Here is a 19445-nt window from a genome sequence, read left to right as displayed (position 1 = left end):
GGACCACGTGTACGAAGACGTCAAGAAGATGCTGATCACGTCCTTCAACGTCATGGAGGAGGACTTCCACGACGGCGCCAGTCTCACCGACCTCGGCCTGGACTCGCTCGACCTCGTCGAGCTGGCCATGCAGCTGGAGACGCTCGGCGCCAAGGTCACCGACGACGAACTTGCCGACGCACCGAGCCTCGAAGCCGTCGTCGCCCTGCTGGAGAACCGCAGTCAGGGAGCAACCCATGCGTAGCACCTCGCCCCCGTCCGCCCCGCCCTCCGAGGGCGGGCAGCTCTCGCTCAGCCTCACCACACCGAAGATCGTCTTCCTGATCATCGCCGCCGCAGCCCCGCTCGCCGCCATGGTCTGCACTGTGCCGCTCGCCTTCGCCCTCGGCAACGGACCGGGCGTACCCGCGATGTTCGTGTTCGCGGGACTGACCCTGATGTGCTTCTGCGTCGGCTACGCCGCGATCAGCCGCCGCGTCGTCAACGCCGGAGGCTTCTACACCTACATCTCCTGCGGTCTGGGCCGGCCACCCGCCGTCGGCGGCGGTCTCATCGCGGTGGTGGCGTACAACACCGCCTCCGTGGGACTGCTCGGCGCCTTCGCCTACTTCGCGCAGCTCGTCGCGGCCTCGCACGGGCTCGACCTGCCCTGGGAGGTGTGGGCGGGAGCCGGACTCGTGGTGGTCGCCGTGCTCGGCTACCGGCAGATCGACCTGAGTGCCCGGGTGCTCGCCGTCGCCATGTGCTGTGAGGTGGGCATCCTGTTGCTGCTCGCCGTGGCGGTGCTGGTCCGGGACGGCGGCTCGGCGCTGCCGGCCACCTCGTTCGCGCCGCACACCCTCGCCGGGGCCGGTACCGGCGTGTCGATGATGTTCGCGTTCATCTCCTTCATCGGGATCGAGTCCGCGGCCCTCTACGGCGAGGAGGCGCACGACCCGGAGCGCAGCGTCTCCCGGGCCACCTACATCGCCGTCTCCCTCATCGCGCTCTTCTACGGCTTCATCAGCTGGATCGCCGTCGGCGCGGTCGGTGCGGCCGACGTCCAGCGGGTGGCCACCCACCAACTCGGCGACCTCTTCTTCAACCTGAGCGACGACTACCTGACGACCGCGCTCACCACCGTCATGCAGATCCTGCTGTGCCTGAGCCTGTTCGCGGGCTGGCTGGCCCTGCACAACGCCGCCAACCGCTACATGTTCGTGCTCGGCCGGGAGCGGGTGCTGCCCGGCTTCCTCGGCGCCGTCCACCCCAGACTCGCCTCCCCCTACCGGGCGAGCCTCGTCCAGACCGTGTTCAGCCTCGTGACCGCCGCGGTGTTCGCGATCGCGGGCCTCGACCCGTACCTCGGGCTCACCACGAGCATGCTAGGCCTCGGCACGCTGGGAATCGTCTTCCTCCAGGCGGTGGCCTGTCTGTCCGTCATCGGCTACTTCCGGCGCAGGCCCGACCGCCACTGGTGGCGCACCCTGGTCGCGCCCGGACTCGGCTTCGCCGGCCTCGTCGTCGCCACCACCCTGGTCGTGACCAACTTCGACACCATGACCGGCACGGACAACCCCGTCGTCGGTTCGCTGCCCTGGCTGATTCTCGCAGGCGCCGTGCTCGGGCCCGCGTACGCACTGTGGATCCGTGCCGCCCACCCCGAACGCTATGCGCGCCTGGCCGGCGTGGCCACCCGGGGCGAGAGCACACCCCGCGGCCGCCAGGTCGGCGAGGCCGTGCCGGCCGGGGGCCGGCCATGACCGCGGACCTCGAAGGGCTGGCCTGCGCCGACGCCATGACCTGGGGCATACGGGACTTCGTGGCCCTGCTCAACGAGGCCGTTCGGCTCCGGCTCGCCGCCCCCGCGACCCGTACCGCACCCACCACCGCCTGGCGGCACCCGGCCCTGGCGGCCGCCGCCCACCCCCGGCAGGGAAGGACAGGATGAGCACCGGTCAGGACCCAGCGACCATCACGGCCCGGCTGCGGCGGCACGCCCTGGAGCGGCCCCGGCACACCGCGGTCGTCTGCGAGGGCCGCGAGACGACGTACGAACGCCTGCACCGGGAGAGCAACCGCACCGCGCACGCCCTGCGCGCCGCGGGGCTCACCGCGGGCTCGCGGGTCGCCTATCTCGGACGCGAGTCGGAGCACTACTACGACATCGTGCTGGGTGTGATCAAGGCCGGGCTCGTGATGGTCCCCATCAACTGGCGGCTCACCGCGCACGAGGTCGACCACGTCATGCGCGACTCCGGAGCCCGGCTGCTCTTCGTGGAACGGCGGTTCCTGCCCGTTGCCGAGCGGCTGCTGCCCGAACTGCCGGGCCTGGAACGCATCGTGGTGACGGACGACGGCGACGACCGCGGTGCCGGACTGCACGCGTGGAAGGACGGCCGCCCCGACACCGACACCGGTCTCGGCGCCCGCACGGACGACGCCGTCCTGCAGATGTACACCAGCGGTACGACGGGCCTGCCCAAGGGCGTGGTACTCGCCCACCGTACCTACTTCACCTTCCAGGAGAACATGGCGGCGTCCGGCCTGGACTGGATCGACTGGCTGCCCGAGGACATCCACCTGATCTCCTTCCCCGGGCTGCACTCCGGCGGTATGGCCTGGTTCATGTTCGGTCTGGCGGCCGGCTCCACCAACGTCGTCATGCCGATGTTCGTCCCGGAGGAAGCGGTCCGGCTCATCCGGGAGCACCGGGTCACCACCACCTTCTGCGCGCCCGCGATGCTGCAGATGATGCTGGACGAACCGGGTGCGAACCGCGCGGCGTTCGCCTCGCTGCGCAAGGTCACCTACGGCGGCGCGCCGATGCCGGCCGATCTGATGCGTCGCTGCGTCGACGAGTTCGGCTGCGAACTGGCCCAGATGTACGCCTCGGCGGAGACCGGCTCCGTGGTCACCTGCCTCACCCCGGCCGAGCACCGCCCGGGCGGCCCGAAGGCCGGCTCTGCCGGACGGGCCTGCCCGGGCAACGAGGTGCGCATCCAGGACGGTGAGGGCAGGCTCCTGCCGAGGGGGGAAATCGGCCAGATCTGGGTCCGCAGTCCCGCGCACTTCGTGGAGTACTGGGGCAACCCCGAGGCCACCCGGCTGGCCCTGCGCGACGGCTGGCTGGCCATGCCGGATGCCGGCTACGTCGACGAGGACGGGTACCTCTACGTCTGCGACCGGATCAACGACATGATCATCGTCGCTGGGCAGAACATCTACCCGGTCGAGGTGGAGAACGCCATCAGGGCCGCGAGCCCCGCCGTCGCCGACGTCGCCGTGATCGGCGTGACCGACGAACGCTGGGGTGAACTGGCCAAGGCCGTGGTGGTGCTGCACCCCGGGCAGCGGATGACCGGACGTGAGCTCATGGTGGCCCTGCGCGGCCGGATCGCCGACTTCAAGATCCCGACCCGGTACGAGTTCACCGACAGCCTGCCCCGCAATCCCACCGGCAAGGTGCTGCGCCGCGAGCTGCGGGACCCCATCCGGCCGGATCTCGCCGCCGACCGGGCCTGACGGGATCTCCCTGACGGGGTGCCGTACCGGGCGATCGGGTACGGCACCCGGTGGCAGGAAACTGATCACACGGTGGTCGTGCGACGGCTGAGCGTCTACCGTGACAAGGCCGGGGCGTCGCCACGGCGGCGAGCGGGACGGGGAGTGGAGTACACGCATGGCCGTGTCCGAGCGGGGTACGCCGTCACAGGTGGGCTCGTTGCTGCGGGAGTGGCGTGAGCGCCGTCGCCTGAGCCAGGTGGACCTCGCCAACCAGGCGGGCGTGTCGGCCCGGCACATCAGCTTCCTGGAGACCGGGCGGGCCAAGCCCAGCCGGGCCATGGTCCTGCGCCTCGCCGAGCAGCTCGACGTCCCCATGCGCGACCGCAACCCCCTGCTGCTGGCCGCCGGTTACGCCCCCGCCTACGAGCAGAAGACCCTCGCCGACCCGGCCATGGGCCCGGTGCTGGACGCCGTCAGACAGGTGCTGCGCGGCCATGACCCCAACCCCGCGCTGGTCGTCGACGGCGAGTGGAACCTCGTCGAGGCCAACCGGGGCTTCGCGCTGTTCACCGAGGGCTGCGCGCCCGAACTGCTCGAACCCCCGATCAACGTGCTGCGGCTGGTCCTGCATCCCAAGGGCATGGCCCCCGGCGTCGCCAACCTCGGCGTGTGGCGGGCCAAGCTGCTGGGCCGGCTGCGCCGACGCGCCGCCTCCGACCCCCGGCTGCGGCCGCTCTACGAGGAACTCCTGGAGTACCCCTGCGACCAGGAGGAGCCCGAGGTCGACCTGCCCGTCGCGGGCGACATCTGCATCCCGTTCCAACTGCGCCGCGGCGATCAGGTGCTGTCCTTCTTCGGCACCCTCGCCACCTTCGGCACGCCGCGTGACATCACCGTGGCCGAGCTGATCATCGAGTCGTTCTTCCCGGCCGACGCGATCACCGCGGAGGCGGTCCGCGCATACGTTTCCACAACCGGCGCCGGAAACTTCTCGTAACCCGTTCTCCCTGGTCAGTCCGGGTAAGTAGGCCGTTCCTACCTCAGAAGTAATTGAGCTTCCTACCTCCGGACGGGACAGTTGGCCTCACCGCACACCCAGGTCGGCAGGACCGGTTGCTTCGGCCTGCCCTGATCAGGAGCTTCCCTCCATGACCACTTCCGCCACCTCTGCCACGTCCCCGGGCGGATCAACGCAAGCCAAGGCGGCCTCGACAGGGCCCCATCCGCTCACCCTGCCCATCGTCCTGGTCGGTGTCTTCCTGAGCGGCCTGGACTTCTTCATCGTCAACGTGGCGATCCCCGCGATCCAGGCGGACCTGCACGCCACCGAGGCGCAGATCCAGCTGATCGTCGCGAGCTACGCCCTGGTATACGGCGTCGGCATGATCACCGGCGGACGGCTCGGCGACCTCTTCGGCCGCCGTCGGCTGTTCGTGATCGCCCTGATCTCCTTCACCCTGGCCTCCGCGGCCTGCGGCCTCGCGCCCAACACCGGCGCGCTGCTGGCATTCCGCGTGGTGCAGGGTGCCGGAGCGGCCTTGATGGCACCCCAGGTCCTCGCCATCTTCTCCACCGTGTACGAGGGACCGGCCCGCGCCCGTGCCATCAACTGGTACGGCGCGATCTCCGGCTTCGCCGCGGTCTTCGGCCAGCTCATCGGCGGTCTGCTCATCAAGTTCGACCTTTTCGGGATGGGCTGGCGCGCCTGCTTCCTCATCAACCTGCCGATCGGTCTGGCAGCCGCGGCGATGGCCCTCAAGTACGTGCCCGAATCCAAGGCACCGGGCCGCCCGAAGCTGGACCTGGTCGGCATGGTCCTGGTGACGGTGGCGCTGACCGCGGTCTGCCTGCCGCTGATCGAGGGCCGGCAGCAGGGCTGGCCCGTCTGGGCCTGGATCCTGCTGGTGGGCTCGATCCCGCTGTTCACCGTCTTCGCCGTGCAGCAGAACCGGCTGCGCGCGCACGGCGGCTCGCCCTCCGTCGACCTCTCCCTCTTCAAGGAACGCGCCTTCACCGCCGGCCTGTTCGCCCAGCTGACCTTCTTCGCCAGCATGGCCTCGTACTTCCTGGTGCTCGCCCTCTACCTGCAGAAGGGCCGGCTCCTGGAACCCCTCGACTCGGGCCTGGTCTTCGGGGCCCTGGGAATCGGCTACATCATCACCTCCATGTCGGCCCGCAAGGTCGCCGCCCGCTTCGGCCCGCAGACCATCGCCGTGGGCTGCGTCATCCGGCTCGTCGGCATGGGCCTGCAGATCTGGGCCGTCGGCTCCATCGGGGTCCACGGAAACATCGGCTGGCTCATCCCCGGCCTGTTCCTCGACGGCGCCGGCATGGGGCTGGCCATCGCGCCGCTCGCCTCGACCGTGCTCGCCCGGGTCCCGGCACACCACGCCGGCTCCGCCTCCGGAGTGCTGACCACCGGACTTCAGGTCGGCAACGGCGTCGGTGTGGCCCTCATCGGCCTCGTCTTCTACAACGTGCTCGGCGACGCCCCGGTGCCGGCGGACTTCTCCGACGCGTTCCGCGCATGCCTCTACTACATCGTGGCGATCACCGTGCTCCTCGCCCTGATCGTGCAGGCACTGCCCAAGAACCCCGCCGCCGCGCCCAAGTGACGACACCGACGCCGGCCGTCCCGAGTACCGACGGAAGTAAGGAAGAAAGAACCATGACCGACCTGAACGACTTCGCGGCCCGCTACATCGCGATGTGGAACGAGCCCGACACCGAACTGCGCCGCAAGGCCATCGGTGAACTGTTCGCCCCGGACGCCGCGCACTACACCCCCGCCCAGGAGGTGCACGGCCACGACGAACTGCAGGAGCGTGTCACGACGGCCTACGAGAAGTGGGTGAAGCCGGGGGTGTTCGCCTTCCGCGTCGTCCCCAACGCGAACGGCCACCACGACTCCGTGCGGTTCAACTGGGAGATGTACCGCGTCGCGGACGGTTCGACAGACTCCCGCGGATTCGACTTCATGACCCTGAACGAGCAGGGCCTGATCGTCACCGACTACCAGTTCGTCGACTGACCCTCCCAGGTCCCGCCGGACGCGGTCGTGCGGCCGGACATCCCCCGACGGCGGACACGGGTCCACGACGGCCGGAACCCGGGAGTACCGAGGGGCCACGACATTCATGTCGTGGCCCCTTTCCCCTGCCTCTGGAAAAGCCTCCCTCGGTGCGCGGACGCAAATAAGGAGAGCTAGTCAGGAAGCCGTCAGGGACGGGTAATTAAGCCTTGCCATAGTGAAGCGAGACAGCCGTATCCGCGGAGAGGCAGGAATCGATGACGGGACGCAACGCGCTGGTCGAACGCTGGATCGACATGTGGCTGGAGCCCGATGACGCGGTACGCCGGAAAACGGTCGAGGAGCTTTTCGCGCCGCAGGCCGTCTATTCGATGTTCAACCTCGATCCTTTCGTCGGCCACGACGCCATATACAGGCAGGTGACCCTGGCCCACCACATCTATGTGCCGCGCGGCTACACCTTCCGGTCGCAGAACAACGCCACCGGACACCACAACCTGATCCGGTTCGGCTGGGTGATGCTCTTCGGGGAGTCCGGCGAGACCGACATGATCGGCAGCGACGTGCTGGTCCTGGACGAGGCCGGCCGCATCACTGCCGACTACCAGTTCCACGACAAGCTCTCCTCCGTTCCCTACGGCGAACTCCCGTACGCGGACGAGCTGGTCCCCGGGCTCTTCACCCCCGACGAGGTCGCCGCGTACCGCAAGGTCTTCGACCGCTTTCGCGCCACTCCGCCGCGGATCTGACACCGAAGCAGGAGACTCCCCGTGGATCCACTGAGCGAAGCCGTACTGGCCGGCGCGGACGGCGACCGGCTCGCCCGCGAGCCGCTGCCCGACGCCTACCTGGCCGCCCATCTGCGTGTCGAGGATGTGGGAATGTTCGCGGGCACCGCGGACAAGGACGTACGCAAGTCCCTGCACCTGGGCCGGGTGCCCATGCCCGAACTCGCGCCCGACGAGGTGCTGATCGCCGTCATGGCCTCCTCGGTCAACTACAACACGGTCTGGTCCGCGATGTTCGAGCCGGTGCCGACCTTCGAGTTCCTGCACCGGTACGGCCGCCAGGGCGGTTTCGCGGCCCGGCACGACCTGCCCCAGCACGTCATCGGCTCGGACGCCGCCGGCGTGGTCGTCAGGACCGGGGCCGGCGTGCGGCGCTGGCAGGCCGGCGACCGCGTCGTCGTCAGCCCGGTCCACGTCGACGACCAGGAAGCGGCCACCCACGCCGACGCCATGCTCGGCACCGAACAGCGCGTGTGGGGCTTCGAGACCAACTTCGGCGCGCTGGCCCACTACACGGTGGCCCGCGCCAGCCAGCTGCTGCCCAAACCGGCACACCTGACCTGGGAAGAGGCGGCGTCCGTCCCGCTGTGCGCAGGCACCGCCTACCGGATGCTGGTCAGCGAGCGCGGGGCCCGCATCAAACAGGGCGACATCGTGCTGATCTGGGGTGCGGCCGGCGGGCTCGGCGCCTACGCCGTCCAGCTGGTGAAGAACGGCGGCGGCATCCCCGTCGGCGTCGTCGGCTCGCCGGAGAAGGCCCGGCTGCTCGAACTCCTCGGCTGCGACGTGGTCCTGGACCGCTCGGAACTCGGGCTCGACGGCGCCGCGACGGCCGATCCGGCCCGCACCGTCGAACTGGGCAAGCGGCTGGGCCGTGCCATCCGGGCAGCGGTGGGGGAGGACCCGCACGTCGTCTTCGACTACGTGGGCCGCTCCACTTTCGGCCTGTCCGTGTTCGTGGTACGGCGCGGCGGCACCGTCGTCACCTGCGGATCCAGCACCGGGTACCACCACGAGTTCGACAACCGCTACCTGTGGATGAACCTCAAGCGCATCCTCGGGAGCCACGCCGCCAACCTCCAGGAACTCGCCGAACTCAACCGGCTCGTGCGGCTCGGCCGGATCCGCCCCGCCCTCTCCCGCACCTACCCCCTCGCCGAGGTCGGCGAGGCGGCCCGGCTCGTGCAGACCAACGGCCATGTGGGCAAGGTCGGCGTCCTCGCCCTCGCCCCCGAACCCGGGCTCGGCGTCACCGACCCCGCACTGCGCGACCGCCTCGGTGCCATCGCCCCGCTCGCCGCGGAGCCGGCGTGACCTCCCGCGGCGAGCGGCCCCGCACCGGCATCCTCGGGACCGGCTCGTACCTCCCCAAGGAGGAGGTGAGCAACGCGGAGATCGCCGCACTGACAGGGGCCGACGAGGAGTGGATCGAGAGCAGGACGGAGATCCGGTCGCGTCGTTTCGCCGCCCCCGACGAGGCCACCTCGGATCTCGCGGCGAAGGCCGGCGCCGCGGCCCTGGCCCGGGCCGGCCTCACCGCCGACGACATCGACCACCTGATAGTCGCCACCTCCACGGGCGACTCGCCCCAGCCGCCTACCAGCAGCCTGGTCCAGGACCTGCTCGGCGCCCGCCGGGCCGCGTGCCTCGACGTCAACGTCGTGTGCAGCGGCTTCGTCTACGCGCTGGTGCTCGCCCACGGGCTGATGAGCCTGCGCCCCGGCACCCGAGCCCTCGTGATCGGCGCCGACGTCTACTCCCGCATCCTCGACTTCGGGGATCGCCGCACCGCCGTGCTGTTCGGCGACGGCGCCGGCGCCGCCGTCCTCGGGCCGGTCGCGGCGCCGTACGGGCTGATCGACTTCACCCTGGCCGGCCGCGGCGACCAGCACAGGCTCATCCGGGTGGAGGCCGGCGGCAGCCGGGCGCCCGCCTCGCACGAGACCGTGGACGCCGGCGGCCACTACTTCCGTATGGACGGCCGCGCCGTACGGGACTTCGCGATGCGGGAGGTCCCGCCGGCGCTCACCGCGCTCGCCGTGCGGTCCGGCGTCCGGCTCGACGAGATCCATCACTTCGTGCCGCACCAGGCCAACGGCGTGATGCTGCGCCGGCTGACCGACCTGCTGGGGATTCCGCACGACCGCACCCACCGCACACTGGAGAGCTACGGCAACGTCGGCAGCGCCTCCGTACCGGTCGCCCTGGACAGCGCGTACCGCTCGGGTGCCCTGCGCTCGGGCGACCTGGTCCTGCTGGCCGGCTTCGGAGGTGGCATGGCGCTCGGTGCGGCGATGCTGCGGTGGGGGGCGGGAGCGGCGTGGCACCGATGACACCTGGAGAAGGGCGGACGGCTGTGACGGGCGACGCGCAGGACACGACCGGTCCCGCATCACCGGTGCCGCCGCGGGTCGGTGTCGTGGGCGCCGGGGCGATGGGCTCCGGCATCGCGGAGGTGGCGGCCAGGGCCGGACTCGACGTCCGGGTCGCCGTACGCTCCGAGGACTCCCTGCGGTCCGGCCGGCGCCGCCTGCTGCGCTCGGTCGACCGTGCGATGGCCAAGGGCAGGCTCACGGAGACGGATCGGGACGCGCTGCTGGCGCGGACCGAGTTCGCCGTCGGCCTCGACGCCCTGGCCGACCGCGACTTGGTGGTCGAGGCGGTGCGCGAGCACGAGGCCGACAAGACCGAGGTGTTCGCGGCCCTGGACAAGACGGTGCTGGCCGAGGACGCGATCCTTGCCTCCAACACCTCCTCGCTGCCCATCGTCCGGCTGGCCCTGGCCACCACCCGCCCCGGCCGGGTGGTCGGCCTGCACTTCTTCAGCCCGGTTCCGGCGATGCCGCTGGTCGAGCTGGTCGGGTCGCCCTTCTCGGACGAGGACGCGCTGGCCCGGGCCGGGAACTTCGTCACCGACGTCCTCGGCAAACGCGCCCTGCGCTGTCCGGACCGCACCGGGTTCGTGGTGAACTCCCTACTCATCCCGTACCTGCTGGCGGCCATCCGGATGGTGGAGCAGGGCGTGGCACCCGCGGCCGCCGTCGACGAGGGGATGATCCTGGGCTGCTCGCATCCTGTGGGCCCGCTCAGGCTCGCCGATCTCATCGGGCTCGACGTGGTCGCCCAGATCGCCGTGGCACTGCACGAGGAGTACGGCGAGCCCCAGTACGCCCCGCCGGCCCTGCTCTCGCGGATGGTGGCCGGCGGGCTGCTCGGAAGGAAGACCGGCCGGGGCTTTTACGCCCACGCCTGACCGTCGGTCGAACGAGGGGGCCCGGTACGCCTGTACCGGGCCCCCTCGTTCGACCGCGCCCCCGTGCCGGGGTGGGCTCGGCTCCGCTCAGGCCTCGTGCCGGAGCAGCAGGTGCGCCAGGTCCGCGGCGATGACGGCGGCCTCCGCGGCCTCGGCGAGGAAGAAGTGGTCGCCCGGCAGCACGCGCGCGCCCAGGAAGCCGCGGGTGCGCGTCGACCACGAACCCAGCGCGTCCGGTTCCATCAGCGGGTCCGCCGCGCCGCCGTAGGCCACGAGCGGGGCGGTGACGACGGCTTCGTCGTCGACGTACCCGGCGCACACCGCGATGTCGGCGCGGATAGCGGGCAGGGCGAGCGCCAGCCACTGCGGGGCGGCGTCCAGCAGATCGGCGGGCAGAGCGCGGAGCTTAGCCAGCTCCCGCACCAGTACCTCGTCCGACGGCCCGCCCGCCGCGCCCTCGACCGGCGTCCGAAAGCCCTTCGGCGCCCACCCCGCCACCGCCGTGACCGTGGGCCCCGGCAGCCCGGCGCGCTCCAGTTCCACCGTCAGGCGGTAGGCGAGAAGTGCGCCCATGGAGTGCCCGAAGAACGCGAAGGGACGGCCGTCGTCCTCCGCCGCCACGATCTCCGTCAACGTCTCCAGCAGCTCGTCCAGCCGGACGAAGGCGGGCTCGCCGAGCCGGTCCTGGCGGCCCGGGAGCTGCACACTCTGCACAGCGACGGCGGAGGGGAAGAGAGCGGGCCACGCGTGGTACATGGACGCGCCGCCGCCGGCGCAGTGGAACAGCAACAGCCGCAGCCGCGCGTCGGCCGGGGCCGACTCCGGTTGCAGCCACGTACCGGGCTGCCAGGACATGGACCTCACCTCGTCTGCGTCTTTTCGGGCGTGTCTTCTCGTACGTGGACGCCCGGACCGCCGTGCGGCGGTCCGGGCGTCGTGGGCCGATGCGGAGGGACCGTCCTAGCCCACCGGCTCCGGCACGAGCCAGCGGTCGAGGAACTCCGCCAGGAGCTGCACGGACGGGTTCTGCAGGATCGACGCGGCGGGCAGCTCGGTGCCGAGCACCCCCTCCAGCCGAAGCCGCAGCTGAGTGGCGAGCAGGGAGTTGAGGCCGAGCTGGATGAAGCGGGTGTGCCGCCCCAGTGACTCCAGCTCGTCGACGCTCAGCACATCGGCGAGCTGCCGCAGCACCAGCTCTTCGAGGGACCGCAGCCGGCCCAGCCGGGGCGAGGCGATCAGCTCGGCCACCCCGGCGGCGTCGAGCCGTTCGCCGTCGGCGACCGCTATCGGCTCGGGCAGCCGGGCGAACGCCAGCCCCTCCAGGGAGAACACCGGCTGCTCGCCCTCCAGCAGCACCAGGTCGGCGGTGAACTCCGCGTCCTCCCGGTCGGCGGGCCCAGTGCGCAGGACGGCCCGCAGTACCGCCGCCTTCGGCTTCTTGAACAGCCGGAACCCGCCCGCCCGCACGGCGACGAAGCCCGTCGACCCGTCGACGACCACGGCCAGCAGATGCGTCGCGGCGTCCATCAGGACCGGCGGAAGGTGCTCCACCGCGTCCGCGGGCAACCCGTCGACCTCGCCGACCACGATGTCTGCCGCGACCCGCCCGGCCCACCGCAACCGGCGGAACCGGGGCCCGTAGTCCAGTCCGAGCCCGCGGTAGACGTCGTACACCGCTTCGGCGGTCATCCGATCCCCGGGCTCGGCCCCGGCGATCCCCGTCCACCAGGTCCGTGGTGCCCGCCGGCTCAGCCGGGCCGTGACGAGACGGCGGGCGCCGTCCGCCGTGACCCCGGCGATCTCCATCGTGCCGTCGGGCTGCAGCCAGGTGCGCAGTTCGACCGCCTCGTCCCCGGGCAGGAACAGCGTCTCGTGGAACACCAGGTCCTCGACGGTCCCGCCGGTCTCGCCGAAGACGGCGTCCTGCAGGGCCAACAGCGTCTCCAGATAACCCGCCACCGGGAGGAACGGTCGCTCGCCCGCTCTGTGTTCAGCCAGGTAGACCGGGTGACGGGCGCTGACGAGGGTCGAGTACCCACGCGTCCCCTCGGCCGCGAGCGCCTCCCCGATAGCCGTTTCGGCGCCGAGCAGGGGATGGGTGACCGGCCGGCCACCGAGTCCGGTGACCTGCCGATGCCGGGTGGCACCATTGGGCAGCCAGTAGCGCTTGCGGTCGAACACGTAGTGCGGCACCTCCGTACGGCCGCGCTCGCGCCCGGCGTGCACGGCCTGCCAGTCCACCGAGCGGCCGGACAGGTACAGCTCGACCAGAGCCTGACGGACTGTGGAGCCGTCCGTGTCCTGCGGGTGCGCGCTGACCAGCCAGGCGTGCTCCTGGGCGGCCACGCACTGGGCGGCGGGGGTGGTGAGCGAGCTGGACGGTCCGATCTCGATGAACACGTGCCGACCGCGCTTTTCGATGGTGCGCATCCCGCCGGCGAAGTCTAGCGGCTCGCACAGGTGACGGATCCAGTAGTCGGGCGTCGACAGCTCGGCCGGCCGGGCCACTTTACCGGTGACGTTGGAGACCAGCGTGAACGACGGCTCCCGGAACGTAACCTTCGCCAGCACCTCCCGCAGCGGTTCGGCGATCTCGGTCATCAGGGGGGAGTGCGAGGCGACCGGCACATTCAGCCGCGTGACCTGGAACCCGCGGGCACGCAGGTCCGTGACGGCGCGGCCGAGGGAGTCCGCGCGTCCCGAGAGCACACACTGGCCGGGCGAGTTCACCGCACCGATCACGAGATCCCGGTACGGCTCGATCAGCGGCCGGACCTCGGCGGCGGCGGCTGCCACCGCGGCCATGCCACCGGGCACCGAGAGCGTCTCCAGGAGCCGGCCGCGGGCCGCCATCAGAGCCACGCCGTCCTCGACGTCGAACAGGCCCGCCACACAGGCCGCGATGACCTCACCGGTGCTGTGACCGATCATCACGTTCGGCCGTACGCCCCAGGACAGCCACAGCCGGGCGAGCGCGTACTCGAAGGTGAACATCGCGGGCTGGTTGTAGCGCAGGTCGTGGAAGCGTTCGGGGTCGGGCACCCTGCCGAGCAGCAGGTCCCGGACGGACCGGCCGATCAGCGGCCGGAACAGCGTGTCGCACCGGTCGACGTGCTCCCGGAAGACGGGGAACTGCTCGTACAGCACCCGGCCCATTCCGGCTTCCTGGGCCCCGGAACCCGAGAACAGGAACGCTGTCCTGCGCAGGCCGCCGGGGTCCGCCGTGTCCGCGGGGCCGGCCAGTTCCCGCTCGATGAGCGCCGTGAGAGCGGCTCGGTCCCGCACCAGTCCGGCCACGCGATGCTCGAAGTGGGCACGGCCCACGTTGCCGGTGTAGCAGACGTCCGCGATGTCCGCGTCCGGGTGTTCGGCCAGGAACTCCCGGTAGCACAGCAGTTGCAGGCGCAGCGCCCGCTTTGTCTTGGCCGACACCGTGAAGAAGTGTGCGGACGCCTGCGAGTCTTCGGCCGGGTGTGCGGGCGCGCGCGGGGGCGGTGCCTGCTCCAGTACGACCGAACCGATCGCGCCCGCGAAACCGAAGCCGTTGACCACGGCGCGCCGGACCGGGGCGTCCCAGGGCCGCCCGCCCCTGGCGAGCTCGACCGGGTAGGTGTCCCAGGGGATGCGCCGCGAGGGCGTGTCGACCAGGTGCGGGAAGAATACGCCGGCCCGCATCTGCAGCACCGTCTTGATCACCCCGCCGACACCGGCAGCGGGTTCCATGTGGCCTATGTTGGCCTTCAGCGACCCCACGATCACGGGAGCGTCCTTGGTGTGGGACTCGGCGAACACTCCGTTGACAGAGCCCATCTCGATCGGGTCGCCGAGTGCCGTGCCGGTGCCGTGCGCCTCGACGTACTGGATGTCGGAGGGGGTGAGACGGGCGTCAGCGATCGCCGCCCGGACGACGGCCTCCTGCGCGACGCCGTTGGGTGCGGTCAAACCCGCACTCTCGCCGTCCTGGCCGATCGCCGTGCCGCGGATCAGTGCCAGGACGGTGTCGCCGTCCCGCCGCGCGTCCGACAGCCGTTTCAGCACGAGCACGCCGCAGCCCTCCGCGCGGGCGTAGCCGTCGGCCGCGTCGTCGAAGGTCTTGCAGTGCCCGTCCTCGGCGAACACTCCGGCGTGCGAGAACATCACCCAGATCTTCGGGTGGTGCAGGCAGTTGACCGCGCCGGCCAGCGCGATGTCACTCTCGTGCCGGCGCAGCCCCTGCACCGCGAGGTGCAGCGCGGTCAGCGACGAGGCGCACGCCGTGTCTGTGCTCAGGCTCGGCCCTCGCCAGCCGAGGAAGTAGGAGAGCCGGCCGGAGAGTGGGTAGATGGTGATGCCGTTGGAGAGCGCCGGATCCAGGTCCTCGTACGGTACCGAGTCCAGCTCGAAGGCGTAGTCGATGGAACTCGCCCCGATGTACACACCGCCGTTGCCGTGCCGCAGACGCTGCGGGTCCAGGTTGGCGTTCTCCAGTGCCTGCCACGCGGTCTCCAGGAGCAGGCGCTGTTGGGGGTCGATGTAATCCGCTTCTTTCGGGGCAATGTTGAAGAAACCCGGATCAAACTGATCTATCCCGGTCAGGAAGCCCGCCGACGGGGTGCGGATTCGGCCGGACGAGGTCTCGTCCTCCGGTAGGAAATCGGTCAGGTTCCAGCGGTCGTCCGGCAGCGGGACGATCCCCGAGCGGCCTTCGCGCAGAAACTCCTCGAACCCGTCCAGGGTGTTGTTCTCGCCGGGGAAGCGCAGCCCGACGCCCACGATGGCGACGGGTTCGCTCTTCTCCATGAGCAGGCGGCGGATCATGCGCTCATGCTGCTCCGACGGAGGGCGGTTGACGTCTTTGTCCCGGTCCGGCGAAATCTCCTGTGGCATGGTCATGGTTCCCTTCTGCGGTGTGGCGTGCACGGCACCGGCAAAGGTCGTGGAACCCGGTCGGACAGCGACCGATTCGGGCTCAGCCCTGATACAGGTCGTCGAGTGCGGCATCCCACAGCGCCTGTTCCGCGGACCGCGCGCCGTCCGGTTCGGCCGCGGGCGCGGTGGTGAACAGGTCGGCGAACACATCGGTTTCGAGATGATCGAGCAACTGCTCCACAGTCGGCCTGTTGAACAGCAGGTTCGTGCTGATCGGTCGACCGAGCACGCCCTCCAGCCGCTGCTTAGCCTCGGTGATCCGCAACGACGTGAAACCGAGTTCAAAATAACTGACCTCTGGCGGGAGTTCCTCGTCGTCGGGCATCAGCAGGGTCGCCTTGAATTCGGTCACGACCAGGGTTTCCAGCGCGTCCCGGCGCTCTGACGCCGGAAGGTCGAGAATCTCTCGTACGGCATGGGTGACGTTGCCGTCGAGCGAGCCTCTTGCCACAGTCATGGCGCCCTCCGAGTTGACGAAATATAAATCACGAAGCGGTATTGAAGCGAACCGAGAAGCAATTCAAGCAGTGCACGGCTGACCCTGTGCTGACGGCGGCCTGATATCTGGCGATGGACGCTTTTCCGCCATGCCCAGGGCAGGCCGACACTCTCACCTATCTGCGAGGTAATGGACAGAACGACATGGGCTCTGACACGCTTCGCGACGGTGCGACGCAGAACACACCCGTATGGCGACAACTGTGATGCAGGGGGATCCGCAGTGGACTGCAGTCGTCTCGACGGCGCCTACCGGGCGTTGCTGCACGCCGCCCGTTCCGTTCTCGCCGGAGGCAGCGGCCGTGATCCGCACGGGGCGATGTCCTGGACCCTGTGTCATATTGCCCTCTACGACCAGATCCTGGTCGCGGCGGCACGGGAGATCGCCTGCGGTGGGACCTCGGTGGTAGTGGAGAGCGGTCCCGAGATGTGCCCCGACGTCATCGGTGCGTTGATCGCCCAACGCACACCGAAGGACCTGGTCGACCTTGTCGACTGCACAGCCCTGAACCTGCTGAGCGCCCTTGAGTCGATCCCCGACGAACGCGCCGACACGGCCGTCCGTGTCCGGCTGGCGACCCGGACCGGTGCCTACGCGTTCGACGACTGGCTCATCTGGCGTGACCTCATCGCTGAACGCGCGAACGAACAGCTCTCGCGGCACGCACGATTCATCTCGCTTCTCGCCGAATTGGCCGGCGCCGAAGAAGCCGACAGACCGACCAACTGCCGTGCGGGGCACGCGCACGCGCAGGTGCGTTTTCTCGAACCCTGCCCCCACGGATCGGACGACGACGATGCTTGAGTTCTTTCTTCTGGGCCCTCTGGAAGTCAGTGCGGCCGACCTGACTCATCCCGTTCGCGGGATGGCTCAGCAGATCCTGCTGCTCGCACTGCTCCTGTCCCCGGCTGGCCTGGTGACCTCGGAAGCCCTCAAGTACGAGCTGTGGGGCGACTCCTGGCCAGAGAACTCCGAGAACTCCCTGCACGCCCATGTGAGCCGGCTGCGCCGACAGCTCAGGGAGCTGGAACCGGACCGCGACATACCGCGCCTTCTTAGTGAACACACCAGTTATCAGCTGCTGTTCAGGGACGAGGAAGTCGACGGCTGGCGCTTTCGCGCGACCGTGTGGGAACTGCAGAAGCGAGCGGACGAAATGCCGCCTGAGCTCATCGCCGCTTCGGTGCGCTCGGCCCTGGCCGACTGGCGCGGGCCCGTCTTCGGCGGCACGGTCGGCGGCTCCATCTGCCGCGTGGGCGGCCGGGCTCTGGAGCAACTGCGCTACGAGGCGCTGGAGTTGCTTTTCCGCGCGGAACTGCGCTGCGGCAACCACGCACGGATCGTCCCCGAGCTGGTCCCTCTGGTGACCACGTACACGCCGTTCCTGCAGCGGTTCAGCGAACAGCTGATGATCGCCCTCTACCGCTCGGGCCGGCAGGTGGAGGCTCTCCAGGCGTACCAGCAGGTGAAGAACATCCTGGTCGCCCATGGTGACGCGCCTGGCGACCGGCTGCGGAAGTGCGAGCAGGCCGTGCTGACCCAGAACTCCGTCCTGGTCTCCGCGTCCGCGGCACTGCATGCGGCCTGACCCCGCCCCCGGCCGTACCCATCGGATCCGCCGCCATCCGACCCGCACCACAAACGGCCTCGGCCCGTCCTGGACGGGCCGAGGCCGTTTCGCCGCCCGCGCCGCGGCGCTCACAGCCGGATCCGACGGGCCTTCGGCCCGTCGGATCGTCGGCCTGCTACGAGCCGGCCGTCGGCTTCAGGACGGAGCGTTCCGTGAGATACCGGCGCAACGCGCTGGGCACGACGACCGCCCCGTCGGCCTGCTGGTGGTTCTCCAGCAATGCGACGATCGTGCGCGGTACGGCACACAGCGTCCCGTTCAGTGTGGCCGCCGGCCTCTTCGCCGACGTGCCGCGGACCCGCACTCCCAGCCGACGGGCCTGAAACTCCGTGCAGTTCGAGGCGGAGGTGAGTTCCCGGTACCGTCCCTGGCTCGGGATCCACGCCTCGATGTCGAACTTGCGCGCCGCCGACGCGCCGAGATCGCCCGCCGCCACGTCGATGACCCGGTAGGGCAGTTCGAGAGCATCGAGGAACTCCTTCTGCCAGTCCACGAGCCGTCGGTGCTCCGCCTCGGCCTGCTCGGGAAGGGCGAACGAGAACATCTCGACCTTGTCGAACTGATGGACACGGAAGATGCCCTGCGTGTCCCTGCCGTAGGCCCCCGCCTCACGCCGGAAGCACGAGGAGAAGCCTGCGTAGCGCAGCGGTAACCGTTCCTCGTCCAGGACCTCTTGCATGTGAAACGCGGCCAGCGGGACCTCCGACGTGCCGACCAGATAGAAGTCATCCTGTTCCAGCCGGAAGACGTCGTCCGCGGCCTGGCCGAGGAAGCCAGTACCCGCCATGGCCGCGGGCCGTACCAGGGTGGGGGTGATCATCGGGGTGAACCCCGCCGCGCAGGCGCGCTCGACGGCCATGGTGACCAGCGCCAGTTCCAACAGTGCCCCGACTCCGGTGAGGTAGTGGAAGCGGGAGCCGGAGACCTTCGCGGCCCGCTCGACGTCGATCGCGCCCAGCAGCCGCCCCAGCGTCATGTGATCGCGCGGTGCGAAGCCCTCGGCTGTGAAGTCCCGCGGAGTCCCGTGCTGTTCGAGGACGACGAAGTCCTCTTCGCCGCCGGTCGGAGCGTCACGGGACACCACATTGGACAGCCGGTTGAGAAGGCGACGGGTCTCCCGGTCGGCCGTGCGCTGGTCGGCCTCGGCGGCCTTGACCTCCGAGGCGAGCTCTGCCGCGCATACCAGCAGCGGCGCTCGCCCCTCGTTACGGGCCACCGCGACCTCCTTGCTCAACTCCTTCTGCCGACGGCGCAGTTCGTCGAACCGCCGACCGGTCACTCTGCGTGCCTCGTCCGCCGCCAGCACGGCGTCCACGATGTCGGGATCCTCGCCGCGTGCGCGCTGAGATTGCCGCACCAATTCTGGATCGTTACGGATCAGTTGAAGATCAATCATATTCTGAAGTTTATCTTCGCGGGCATTCCAGGGGAATACGGGAAACCGGCGGGCGGACCTACTCGCGGCACTCCAGACCTGTCAGGAGAACGTCAGTGCCCGGTAAGGTCGGGCTGTCAGTATTTATCTCGGAAGGCAACGGAGCAGGGGCAAGAGGCTCCGGGCCGACCGGGAGAGGTATCCGAAGTGGCCTAACGGGTCCCGGATTTCTTCGGGAGGGTCTTCATTGCCCGCGCAGGTTCGAATCCTGCCCTCTCCGCTCACGTAATTCGTCCACGTGAGAGGCGCTCGCCGGTGACGCATCAGACACTGCGGCTCGATCGGGTGATCATCCGGTTCGCGGGGGACTCGGGTGACGGTATGCAGCTCACCGGTGACCGGTTCACGTCGGAGACCGCGTCCTTCGGCAACGATCTGTCGACCCTGCCGAACTTCCCCGCCGAGATCCGGGCCC

18 protein-coding genes and 1 tRNA gene are annotated in these 19445 nt (G+C 69.9%); 15 read left to right on the top strand and 4 right to left on the bottom strand.

Translation table 11 applies throughout. The features are described 5' to 3' along the window. The first annotated feature begins 7 nt into the window (after window positions 1–7). The 11 genes from JF597_RS02615 (at window position 8) to JF597_RS02565 (ending at window position 10558) form a co-directional block, all read left to right on the top strand. Window positions 8–244, top strand: coding sequence for a phosphopantetheine-binding protein (locus tag JF597_RS02615; protein WP_293988061.1), 237 nt, complete (start codon window positions 8–10; stop codon window positions 242–244). After that, window positions 237–1742, top strand: a complete 1506-nt coding sequence (locus JF597_RS02610) for an APC family permease (RefSeq protein ID WP_293988058.1) — start codon at window positions 237–239, stop codon at window positions 1740–1742. The genes JF597_RS02615 and JF597_RS02610 overlap by 8 nt, the downstream gene beginning before the upstream one ends. Beyond that, window positions 1739–1930 (top strand): hypothetical protein, encoded by a 192-nt coding sequence (locus JF597_RS02605; protein WP_293988055.1) that lies wholly within the window; start codon window positions 1739–1741, stop codon window positions 1928–1930. The genes JF597_RS02610 and JF597_RS02605 overlap by 4 nt, the downstream gene beginning before the upstream one ends. Next, window positions 1927–3504 (top strand): long-chain-fatty-acid--CoA ligase, encoded by a 1578-nt coding sequence (locus JF597_RS02600; protein ID WP_293988053.1) that lies wholly within the window; start codon window positions 1927–1929, stop codon window positions 3502–3504. The genes JF597_RS02605 and JF597_RS02600 overlap by 4 nt, the downstream gene beginning before the upstream one ends. Window positions 3505–3661: 157 nt before the next feature. Further along, complete coding sequence (locus JF597_RS02595; protein WP_293988050.1) at window positions 3662–4483, top strand: helix-turn-helix transcriptional regulator; 822 nt, start codon at window positions 3662–3664, stop codon at window positions 4481–4483. 151 nt (window positions 4484–4634) lie between these two features. After that, window positions 4635–6101: an MFS transporter gene (locus tag JF597_RS02590; protein ID WP_293988047.1), complete on the top strand. Its 1467-nt coding sequence runs from the start codon at window positions 4635–4637 to the stop codon at window positions 6099–6101. A 53-nt stretch (window positions 6102–6154) separates the two neighbouring features. Then, window positions 6155–6517 (top strand): nuclear transport factor 2 family protein, encoded by a 363-nt coding sequence (locus JF597_RS02585; RefSeq protein ID WP_293988044.1) that lies wholly within the window; start codon window positions 6155–6157, stop codon window positions 6515–6517. A 257-nt stretch (window positions 6518–6774) separates the two neighbouring features. After that, on the top strand, window positions 6775–7266 hold the full coding sequence (locus tag JF597_RS02580; protein ID WP_293988041.1) for a nuclear transport factor 2 family protein: 492 nt from the start codon (window positions 6775–6777) through the stop codon (window positions 7264–7266). A 21-nt stretch (window positions 7267–7287) separates the two neighbouring features. Further along, window positions 7288–8619 (top strand): crotonyl-CoA carboxylase/reductase, encoded by a 1332-nt coding sequence (ccrA, locus tag JF597_RS02575; RefSeq protein ID WP_293988038.1) that lies wholly within the window; start codon window positions 7288–7290, stop codon window positions 8617–8619. After that, entirely contained in the window at window positions 8616–9638 is a 1023-nt protein-coding gene (locus JF597_RS02570) for a 3-oxoacyl-ACP synthase III family protein (protein ID WP_293988035.1), read from the top strand. The genes ccrA and JF597_RS02570 overlap by 4 nt, the downstream gene beginning before the upstream one ends. Before the next feature lie 23 nt (window positions 9639–9661). Beyond that, window positions 9662–10558, top strand: a complete 897-nt coding sequence (locus JF597_RS02565) for a 3-hydroxybutyryl-CoA dehydrogenase (protein ID WP_293988032.1) — start codon at window positions 9662–9664, stop codon at window positions 10556–10558. A gap of 87 nt (window positions 10559–10645) precedes the next feature. Here the strand turns inward: JF597_RS02565 and JF597_RS02560 are convergent, their stop codons facing one another. The 3 genes from JF597_RS02560 to JF597_RS02550 form a co-directional block, all read right to left on the bottom strand. Then, a complete protein-coding gene (locus JF597_RS02560; protein WP_293988030.1) occupies window positions 10646–11413 on the bottom strand; it encodes an alpha/beta fold hydrolase in 768 nt (255 codons plus the stop codon). Between the two features lie 105 nt (window positions 11414–11518). Beyond that, a complete protein-coding gene (locus JF597_RS02555) occupies window positions 11519–15355 on the bottom strand; it encodes a beta-ketoacyl synthase N-terminal-like domain-containing protein (RefSeq protein WP_293988027.1) in 3837 nt (1278 codons plus the stop codon). Window positions 15356–15506: 151 nt separating this feature from the next. Beyond that, entirely contained in the window at window positions 15507–15923 is a 417-nt protein-coding gene (locus tag JF597_RS02550; protein ID WP_293988024.1) for an acyl carrier protein, read from the bottom strand. Window positions 15924–16283: 360 nt separating this feature from the next. Here JF597_RS02550 and JF597_RS02545 point away from each other — a divergent pair, with 360 nt between their 5' ends. After that, window positions 16284–16769, top strand: coding sequence for a hypothetical protein (locus tag JF597_RS02545; RefSeq protein WP_293988020.1), 486 nt, complete (start codon window positions 16284–16286; stop codon window positions 16767–16769). Window positions 16770–16830: 61 nt separating this feature from the next. Continuing rightward, on the top strand, window positions 16831–17553 hold the full coding sequence (locus JF597_RS02540) for an AfsR/SARP family transcriptional regulator (RefSeq protein WP_293988018.1): 723 nt from the start codon (window positions 16831–16833) through the stop codon (window positions 17551–17553). 157 nt (window positions 17554–17710) lie between these two features. Here the strand turns inward: JF597_RS02540 and serS are convergent, their stop codons facing one another. Then, entirely contained in the window at window positions 17711–18991 is a 1281-nt protein-coding gene (gene serS, locus JF597_RS02535; protein WP_293988015.1) for a serine--tRNA ligase, read from the bottom strand. 171 nt (window positions 18992–19162) lie between these two features. Between serS and JF597_RS02530 the strand changes: the two genes are divergently transcribed. Together JF597_RS02530 and JF597_RS02525 are read left to right on the top strand one after the other, a co-directional pair. Continuing rightward, window positions 19163–19250, top strand: a tRNA-OTHER gene (locus tag JF597_RS02530). Window positions 19251–19258: 8 nt separating this feature from the next. Next, window positions 19259–19445 (top strand): hypothetical protein (locus tag JF597_RS02525; protein WP_293988090.1); only part of this gene is annotated, 187 nt, incomplete at its 3' end.

Source organism: Streptomyces sp. (genome assembly GCF_019510245.1).
Lineage (GTDB): Bacteria > Actinomycetota > Actinomycetes > Streptomycetales > Streptomycetaceae > Streptomyces.
This window is presented reverse-complemented; position numbering and strand designations above follow the sequence as displayed.

Excerpts from the sequence above, each read along its gene's own strand:
- JF597_RS02610 (WP_293988058.1), top strand. The coding sequence starts at position 237 with ATGCGTAGCACCTCGCCCCCGTCCGCCCCGCCCTCCGAGGGCGGGCAG.
- JF597_RS02605 (WP_293988055.1), top strand. The coding sequence starts at position 1,739 with ATGACCGCGGACCTCGAAGGGCTGGCCTGCGCCGACGCCATGACCTGG.
- JF597_RS02600 (WP_293988053.1), top strand. The coding sequence starts at position 1,927 with ATGAGCACCGGTCAGGACCCAGCGACCATCACGGCCCGGCTGCGGCGG.
- JF597_RS02595 (WP_293988050.1), top strand. The coding sequence starts at position 3,662 with ATGGCCGTGTCCGAGCGGGGTACGCCGTCACAGGTGGGCTCGTTGCTG.
- JF597_RS02590 (WP_293988047.1), top strand. The coding sequence starts at position 4,635 with ATGACCACTTCCGCCACCTCTGCCACGTCCCCGGGCGGATCAACGCAA.
- JF597_RS02585 (WP_293988044.1), top strand. The coding sequence starts at position 6,155 with ATGACCGACCTGAACGACTTCGCGGCCCGCTACATCGCGATGTGGAAC.
- JF597_RS02580 (WP_293988041.1), top strand. The coding sequence starts at position 6,775 with ATGACGGGACGCAACGCGCTGGTCGAACGCTGGATCGACATGTGGCTG.
- JF597_RS02560 (WP_293988030.1), bottom strand. The coding sequence starts at position 11,413 with ATGTCCTGGCAGCCCGGTACGTGGCTGCAACCGGAGTCGGCCCCGGCC.
- JF597_RS02555 (WP_293988027.1), bottom strand. The coding sequence starts at position 15,355 with ATGATCCGCCGCCTGCTCATGGAGAAGAGCGAACCCGTCGCCATCGTG.
- JF597_RS02550 (WP_293988024.1), bottom strand. The coding sequence starts at position 15,923 with ATGACTGTGGCAAGAGGCTCGCTCGACGGCAACGTCACCCATGCCGTA.
- JF597_RS02545 (WP_293988020.1), top strand. The coding sequence starts at position 16,284 with ATGTCCTGGACCCTGTGTCATATTGCCCTCTACGACCAGATCCTGGTC.
- JF597_RS02540 (WP_293988018.1), top strand. The coding sequence starts at position 16,831 with ATGGCTCAGCAGATCCTGCTGCTCGCACTGCTCCTGTCCCCGGCTGGC.
- serS (WP_293988015.1), bottom strand. The coding sequence starts at position 18,991 with ATGATTGATCTTCAACTGATCCGTAACGATCCAGAATTGGTGCGGCAA.